The sequence below is a fragment of the Actinomadura sp. KC216 genome, from assembly GCF_004348535.1.
GTDB lineage: Bacteria > Actinomycetota > Actinomycetes > Streptosporangiales > Streptosporangiaceae > Spirillospora.
Window position 1 is genome coordinate 1 of record NZ_SMJX01000430.1, and the last position, 5,805, is coordinate 5,805.

Sequence of the window (5,805 nt, forward strand, 5' to 3'; positions counted from 1 at the left end):
GCCGAGACCGGCGAACAGCGGCAGCGGGGTGCGGGGCACGCCGCGCAGCGCCCTGGCCAGGTCGGCGGGGGACGCGAGCGGCTCGGCCTGCCCGATGCCGAGGCAGCGGCACACGATCGCGTCGATCGCGTGCGAGATCCCGGCCTGGACCTGGCGGGGCGCGTGCGGGACGCCCTCGCCGCCTGCGGTGGGCGCGGCGGGAAGGTCGGATAGGGCCTCGTCGCCTGGCCAGTGCGCGGTGAGGGCGGCGTACAGCATCCGGCCGAGGCCGCGGACGTCCTCGCCCGCGGGGTCGTCGGCGTACTTGTCGCCGAGGACGGCGTCGGTCGCGATGCCGAGGATCTTGACGGTGCCGCCGGTCGTCCAGACGAGGTCGCGGGGCGCGAGGCAGAGGTGGGCCAGCCCGGCGGCGTGCGCGGCGGCGATCGCCTCGGACGCCTCGTACAGCAGGGTCGCGGCGCGGCCGGGTTCGAGCGGCGCCTTGGCGAGCATCCCCTCCAGGGTCTCGCCGACGACCCATTCGCTGACGACGTAGGCGCTCTCGCCGCTGTCGTCGGCGTCGAACACCTGGGTGAGCCGCGGGTCGGTCAGCCGGCTGGCGGCGCGGGCGGACGTGACGACCTCGGCGATCCGGGGGAACTCGGGGTCGAAGGTGCGGACGGCGACGGCCCGCGCGAGGATCTCGTCGATGGCCTTCCAGAGCGACGATCCGCCCGAGTCGCTGATGCGCTTTTCGAGGCGGTAGCGACCGGCGAGACGGGTGCCGGGCTCGATGACTGACGTGCTCACGGCAACGTCCTGCACAGGTGGTCAGATCCCATGTTCGTGGCGTGGCAGCTTACGCCTCCGACCCTCCTCTTTGCGTTCCCCAGGGTGTCGCCCCGCAAGCCGTAGTCCCCCACATGGTAGTGGCTACTCCTTCCAGTGGCCTCCTTATCGGCGCGCGTCCTTTTTACTTTGTCTCTTTACTTCCCCTGGCCCGCACAGTGGGCGCGCGGGCTCAGCGGCCGGGGAGTTTGCGGGCGAAGGTGGCGATCACGGCCTGGACCTCGTCCACCCGCATCAGCTTGGCGAAGACGAGGTACAGCAGGCCGCCGCCGGCGGAGCCGACCACCAGGGTGAACAGCGCGGGCAGGAGCGTGCCGGTGTCGCCGACCGCGTCCGCGACGGTGTGCGTGGCGTAGGCGAACCCGACCAGCGGCCAGATCGCGACGAGCAGCTTCAGGTGCCCGCCGACGATGCGGCGGCCGTCGATGCCGCCGAGCTTGCGGCGCAGCACCAGCCAGCAGGTGAGGGCGCCGACCGTGTTCGTGACCGCGAAACCGGCCGCGATGCCGACCACGATCCACTTGACGCCGAGGACGCTGTAGGCGGTGAACGCCATGATGATGTTGGACGTGACGGACACGAGCCCGATCAGCGCGGGCGTCCGCGTGTCCCCGTGGGCGTAGAAGACCCGCAGCATCAGCTGGTACGTGGAGAACGGCACGAGCGCGATCGCGAACATCTGCATGACGCGCGCGATGACCAGGGCGTCCTCGGACGAGGTGTTCCCGTGCGCGAACAGCACCGTCGTGATCTCCGGGCCGAGCACCAGCATCAGCGCCGCCGCCGGCATGATGATCACCGAGGAGAGCCGGAGCCCGCTGGAGAACGCGGCGCGCACGTCGGCGGTCTTGCCCTCGGCCGCGAACCGGCTCATCCGCGGCAGCAGCGCGGTGATCACCGAGACGCCGACGATCGCGTAGGGCAGCTGGAAGAGCTGGTAGGCGTTGAAGTACGGCGTGTAGCCGTAGCCCTCGCCGAGCCCTTCGTCGACGGCGAGGTTCCCGGCCCGGTTGGCGAGCGCGGTGACGACGGCGAACCCGGCCTGGGTCGCGACGACGTAGAGGAGTGTCCAGCCGGCCATCCGGGCGACTTCGCCGATCTCGCCGCGCTGGAAGTCGAGGCGGGGCCGCCACCGGAACCCGGCGCGGCGCAGGGACGGCCACAGCGCCAGCGTCTGCAGGACGATCCCGCCGGTGGTGCCGATGGACAGCAGCATCATCTGGCCGTCGGAGATGTTGGACGGGTCGACCCGTCCCGTCGTGACCGCCAGGAACGCGCCGCCGACCGCGATCACGACGAGGTTGTTCAGCACCGGCGCCCACATCGGCGCGCCGAAGCTGCCGCGCGTGTTGAGGATCGCCCCGGCGAACGCGCCGACGCCGTAGAAGAAGATCTGCGGCAGGAAGAACTGCGCGAAGAGGATGGCGACCTTCCGCTGGTCGCCGGTGTAGCTGCCCGCGAGGACATCGATGAACAGCGGCGCGGCGAAGATCGCCAGGACGGTGAGCACGCCGAGGCCGATCACCGCGAGGGTGAACACGCGCTGCTCGTACCGCTCGCCGTAGGCGCGGTCGCGTTCCTTGGCGCGCACCAGCAGCGGGACGACGACGCTGGTCAGGATGCCGCCGAGCAGCAGGTCGTAGATCTGGTTCGGGATCGTGTTGGCGGTGTTGTAGGCGTTGGCGAGCAGGCCGGTGCCGAGCGCGGCGACGATGACCGCGGTGCGCAGGAAGCCGGTGACGCGGGACGCGAGCGTCCCCACCGCCATGATCGCGCCCGACCGCAGGATGCCGCCGGAACCCCCGGAGCCGCCAGAGGGGCCGCCTTTCTCGCCTGGGCTTTCGCCGGTGCCCGGGGCGGCGTCCACTACCGTTTCGGCGCCGCCGGGGCCCGGCCCGGCGACGGGCCGGGGGAAGGGGGCCGGTCCGCCGCCCGCGCCTGGTCCGCCGCCGGGTGCGGGGATGTCAATCGCCGTCTCGGCTGCGACGTTCCCAGCGCCAGGCGGACGGTTCCCCGCCGGTCCCGGTCCCGCCGCCGTTGGCCGTCCCGTCGGGGGCCTGTTCGGATGCCCCGCCGGTCCCGGTCCCGCCGCCGTTGGCCGTCCCGTCGGGGGCCTGTTCGGATGCCCCGCCGGGTTCTGCGGCGGCGGAGGACCCTGCGGCCCCCGTCCCGGATAGCCCTGGGGCGGTGGAGGGGTCTGGCCCGGGGGATATCCCCTGCCCTGGGGATAGCCCTGCGCCGGGTGACTCTGTGACGGGTAGTGGCCCCGTCCCTCCGGCTGAGGATTGCGTGGGGTCGGATAGCCCTGCCCGGGGGGGTTGCCCTGCCCCTGGGGTTGGCCCTGCGCCGGGTAGCCCGGTGCCTGGGGAGTGCCTTGGCCCTGAGGGCGGTTCTGTGTCGGGTAGCCCGGGCTCTGGGAACCCTGGTTCTGGGAACCCGGATGAGGGGCTCGGGAACCCGGTGGCGGGACCTGATGGCCCGGTGGCGGGACTTGAGAGCCCGGTGGCGGGGCCTGAGGGCCCGGAGCCGGGTTCTGCGTATCCGGACGCGGGGCCTGAGAATCCGGAGCCGGACCCTGGGAACCCGGGGCCGGCGTACCCGTTCCCTTGTTGCGCCGTCCCCAGCGATCCCGTCTCGGTCGACCCGTCACCGCCTGCCTCCGCTTTCCGGCGGCGCCTTGCTCTGATGGCCCGCACTCCGACGCCCACGAAGAGTACGGCAAGTCCGCCGCCGGTGATGAGCAGGGCGAGCCGCCCGTACCCGGTGGTCCGGACGGTGATGGTCTCGCCGTCCCCGAACGTCCGGCCGCCCGAGTCCGGGATCATCAGTTCCAGGCGCACATGGAAGTTGCCGTTCCCGGCCGCCTTCGCCGGGATCCAGCGCTGGGCGCGCTCCCCGGGCCGCAGGTTGATCACCGCCTCGTCGGGGTCGAGCGCCCCGAGCCGCAGCTTCGCGCGGCTTTCCGACGTCGGGACCGCGACGAGGCGGACCCTGACGGACTGGTTCTCCAGCGTGTTCTCGATGAGCACCGGCAGCTTGCCCGAGCTGCCGCCCATCAGCACCCGTTTGTTCTTGGTGGTGACGATGCGGACGCTGTCCATGTCGTCGTCGAGTTCTCGCGCGAGCTCCCGGCGGGCCGCCTTGGCGCGGCCGGGCATCGTCCGCCAGGCGACCGACTGGAGGCGCAGCAGGGAGCGCTCGTAGGAGATCGTGATCTCCCCCGTCATGATCGCCCGGAACCGCGCCGCCTCCTGGGCGATCTCCCGCGTCTGCCTGAGGTGCGCGTCGCTGAGTTCGAACGCCTCGTAGTCCTCCTTGTAGCCCTTGAAGAGCCTGCCCTGCGGCTGCGCGGACTCGATCTTGCTGAGCGGCACTTCCCGCAGCCAGGGCGCGTCCTTGGTGTAGGTCAGGAGCTTCTCGGCGAGGCCGGGTGCGGGGTTCCAGTTCCGCTCCGGCGCGACGACGACGGTGCGCCGCAGGTTCGGCGTCTCCGCCGCGATCATCGCGGTCTCGGCGAGGAAGCGCTGCTCGGCCAGGGCGGCCCCGGCCGCGGTCGACGTCCCCTTGCTGACGATCTGGTTGAGCTTGTCGTCGTACAGGAGGGCCGTGCGCTCGCCCTCGCTGGTCTGGAGTGTCGTGGTGGCGTTCGGCGGCGTCCAGGCCGTCGCCGGGTCCTCGAACTGCGAGCTCCTCATCAGGAACGACCCGCCGTCCTTCAGGGCGTGCTCGGCGAACTGCCCGAGCGTGCCGGGGCCCGCGGCGCCGTACGCCGGCCAGGCGATCTGCGCGTCCGCCGGGCGTCCGAGGACCTTCGGCACGATGCCGGTGTTCCGCTCGTCGTAGGCGACGCCGATGTCGCGCGTCGTCTTGTGCCGGACGAGCGCGACGACGTCCGGGTCGCCGTACGGGACGGTGAAGTAGGGGTCGCCCTTCGCGGCGCTCTTCAGCGCCGCCATCCAGGACGCCGCGACCGTGCTCTTCTCCTTCTTGGTCGCCTTCCCGCCGAACGGGCGCACTGTGTACTCGCCGGACGCCATCTGCTGGACGTCGTCCAGCAGCGCCGGGTCGATCGCCCACGTGATCGGTGTCGTGCCCGCGGCGGCGGCGTTGACGAGCTTGCCGAGCCGCCCGTCGCGCGACATCTCCTTGGTGAGCTGGTCGTCGAAGAACGTCCGGTCGCTGGTGCGGTGCATCCGGTCGATCAGCGGCCAGACCCAGCTGACCGCCACCGGCTGGAACCGCGGGTCCTTCGGCATGAAGGTCAGGAACGTCATCAGCCCGCCGACGACCTGCTGCGCGGAGTTCACCACCTCGACGCCCACCGGATAGACGCCGGGCGTCGCGCCCGGGGCGCGCAACTGCAGCGCCTTGGTGGTGGTCTTGAACGTCCAGGACTGCGTCTTGCCGGGCTGGACGATGCCCGTGAGCGGCAGCTGCTGCGGGGCGACGGCGGGCAGCAGGCCGGGCTGGCCGGACGAGAACTGGTCGAGCTGGCTGCGGCTGGTGACGGGCTGCGGGCTGTAGCGCAGCCGCATGGTCAGCCCGGCGAGCTGGTCGTCCGTGCGGTTCCTGGCGAGCCCCGAGATCTCGATCCGCGAGTTCGCCCGGACGGGCTTCGGGTCGATCTTGGAGAGCGCGAGCCCCACCGGGGCCTTCTGCTGCGCCAGCGCGGCGGCCCCGGGGGCCTGCCGTGCCTGCGCCGTGGCGGGAGACGCCAGGGTGGTGGGTGCCGCCATCGCGAAGCAGGGCAGCAGAGCGGCCAGCGCGACCGCGCGCTTCACCGTCCTCACGCCGTGCCCGACCCGGAGCCGCCCGGAGCCGCGCCGCCGATCACGGAACCGGCCGCCTGAGGACGGCGGGTGTCGTTTTCCCGCACCACGGCCCCGATGGTAGTCCGCGACGCGGGCCCATCAGACCGTCCCGTCCACGTGTGGCGCGTATTCGGCAACATGCCCGCCATCGCCGTCCCACCAGAGC

General features: G+C 72.1%; 3 protein-coding genes. All 3 read right to left on the reverse strand.

Translation table 11 applies throughout. The annotated features are described in order from the left end of the window. A partial coding sequence (locus E1264_RS39185; protein WP_207936831.1) for a protein kinase family protein occupies window positions 1-789 on the reverse strand: 789 nt, incomplete at its 3' end. A gap of 211 nt (window positions 790-1,000) precedes the next feature. Beyond that, window positions 1,001-2,695 carry a murein biosynthesis integral membrane protein MurJ gene (murJ, locus tag E1264_RS39190; protein WP_243711446.1) on the reverse strand — a complete coding sequence of 565 codons (1,695 nt, stop codon included), beginning with the start codon at window positions 2,693-2,695 and terminating at the stop codon, window positions 1,001-1,003. Window positions 2,696-2,792: 97 nt separating this feature from the next. Further along, on the reverse strand, window positions 2,793-5,618 hold the full coding sequence (locus E1264_RS39195) for a DUF6049 family protein (RefSeq protein ID WP_132182075.1): 2,826 nt from the start codon (window positions 5,616-5,618) through the stop codon (window positions 2,793-2,795). Window positions 5,619-5,805 lie beyond the last annotated feature (187 nt).